The organism is Nitrosophilus sp., assembly GCF_982775275.1.
The window spans coordinates 1-2,069 of sequence record NZ_CEXZHP010000243.1; the positions used below are offsets into that span (position 1 = coordinate 1).

Annotated in this window: 4 protein-coding genes; all 4 read left to right on the plus strand. The window is 48.0% G+C overall.

What is annotated here, in order from left to right:
• On the plus strand, nucleotides 1-273 hold a 273-nt coding region (gene soxX, locus AC30RD_RS08790), incomplete at its 5' end, for a sulfur oxidation c-type cytochrome SoxX (protein ID WP_489494132.1).
• A 43-nt stretch (nucleotides 274-316) separates the two neighbouring features.
• Nucleotides 317-781 carry a thiosulfate oxidation carrier protein SoxY gene (soxY, locus tag AC30RD_RS08795; protein WP_489494134.1) on the plus strand — a complete coding sequence of 155 codons (465 nt, stop codon included), beginning with the start codon at nucleotides 317-319 and terminating at the stop codon, nucleotides 779-781.
• A 4-nt stretch (nucleotides 782-785) separates the two neighbouring features.
• The gene (gene soxZ / locus AC30RD_RS08800) at nucleotides 786-1,106 is read left to right on the plus strand and encodes a thiosulfate oxidation carrier complex protein SoxZ (protein WP_489494135.1); all 321 of its coding nucleotides are present in this window, start codon (nucleotides 786-788) and stop codon (nucleotides 1,104-1,106) included.
• A gap of 118 nt (nucleotides 1,107-1,224) precedes the next feature.
• Nucleotides 1,225-2,058 (plus strand): sulfur oxidation c-type cytochrome SoxA, encoded by an 834-nt coding sequence (gene soxA / locus AC30RD_RS08805; RefSeq protein WP_489494136.1) that lies wholly within the window; start codon nucleotides 1,225-1,227, stop codon nucleotides 2,056-2,058.
• Nucleotides 2,059-2,069: the final 11 nt, after the last annotated feature.

Genomic DNA, 2,069 nt, shown 5'->3' on the forward strand with positions numbered 1-2,069 from the left:
GACCCCGTAGCCCAAGGCAAGAAACTGGCCTTTAATAAAAAGAAAGGCAACTGCCTTGCCTGCCACCTGATCCAGGGCGGCGACCAGCCCGGCAATATAGCCCCACCCCTGATCGGCATGAAAGGCCGCTTTCCTGACAAAGCCGTATTACGGGCGCAGATTGCCAACCCGCAGGCTAAAAACCCGGACAGCATGATGCCTCCTTTCAGTGCGCATGGTGTACTCTCCGAAAAAGAGATTGATCTGGTTGTCGAGTTTGTTCACAGCCTTTGATCCATCCTGTTTATCTATAACAACCCTTTTAGAGGAATAATTAATGAAACGTAGAAGTTTTCTAAAAAGCACGTTTGTTGGCAGTGCAACAGGCGCGGCCGTCGGTGCCGGTATGCTAACCCCAAACATGGCATTTGCCGGATCACATGGCAATGACCCTTTTAAAGCCAAATCTGTTGATGATGTCATGAAAATGCTGGGCGCCACGGGCGCTACCGCATCTGACAAGATCAAGATCAAGGCCCCTGAAATTGCAGAGAACGGCGCAGTTGTTCCTGTTGGCATTACCTCCGAGATCGAAGGCACTACCGAAATCATCTCGATCACTGCGGCCAACCCAACACCACTGGCTGCCCGTTATATCTTTGGCGAAGGTGCAGTTCCAGCCATTAAATCCCGTTTCAAGATGGGTAAAACAACCGATGTCATTGCATTGGTAAAAGCCGGAGACAAGTTCTACACGGCTAAAGCAAATGTAAAAGTAACCAAAGGCGGCTGCGGAGGCTAATATCATGGCAAAATCAACAATCAAATTACGCACCAAAGAAAAAGGTGGAAAAATACAGGTCAAAGCACTGATCACTCACCCAATGGAAACCGGTCTTCGCAAAGACAAGAAAACCGGCAAGAAGATACCCGCACACCATATTACCAAGGTTGTGGTAGAAGCCAACGGCAAGCCTGTGTTAACCGCAGACTGGAGTGGTTCAATCTCCAAAAACCCTTTCCTGTCATTCAGCTATGCCGGCTCAAAGAGCGACACGGTCAAGCTGACCTGGACAGACAATACGGGCAAAAGTGATTCGATCGAAAAGAAAATAGGTGAGAAATAAACCACATTTCACTCATCAACACGAAAAGAAGTATGAGTTCCTGACACCGGCATCCCGGGTATTCCCCGGGGTCATTTAATGACCGCAGTGTGACAGGAACCAAATTAGGAGGATATATATGAAAAGACTGATAAGCTCAGTTGCTCTATTAGCCATAGGTCTGGCCCCTATCGTGACTGCTCAGGCATCACCGGCAGAGGACAGGAAGGCACTAGGAGAGTACTACAAGAAAAACACCAGCAACCCCAACCTTGATGATTATATCAATGGTATCTACGCCCTCAACAAGGATGCACGCGCCCAATGGGAAGAGATTGAAGAATTTCCTCCCTACGAGATTGACCTCGACAAAGGCGAAGAGCTGTGGAACAAGACGTTTAAAAACGGTAAATCCTTTGCCGATTGTTTAGGAAAGGATGTTAGCAAGATACGTGTAAAGTATCCCTTCCATGACGAAAAGAAAGACACAATCGTCACTCTGGAAGGCGACATCAACAAATGTCTGAAAGACAATGGTGAAAAACCTTTCAAATGGAAAAAAGGAAATATTGCAGCGCTTTCAGCCTATATTGCCTACCAGGGGCGTGGCCAGAAAATGCATGTTGAACCCAAAACTGAAAAAGCACTGGCGTGGTACAACAAGGGTAAAACCTTCTTCTATGCCAAGCGGGGACAGTTGAACCTGTCCTGTGCAGACTGTCATGTCTACAGTGCCGGCAAATGGATCCGTGGTGACAACCTAAGCCCTGCAATTGGACACACCTCACACTTCCCTGTTTATCGTTCCAAATGGAACAGCCTGGGCACCCTGCACCGTCGTTATGGTGGCTGTAACAAGAACATCAGAGCCAAGCCATTCAAGGCACAGAGTGATGAGTACAAGGCGCTGGAGTATTTTGAGGCGGCCATGTCAAGTGGTCTGGAGCTAAATGGACCCGGTGCGCGTAAGTAAGCACTTATTTA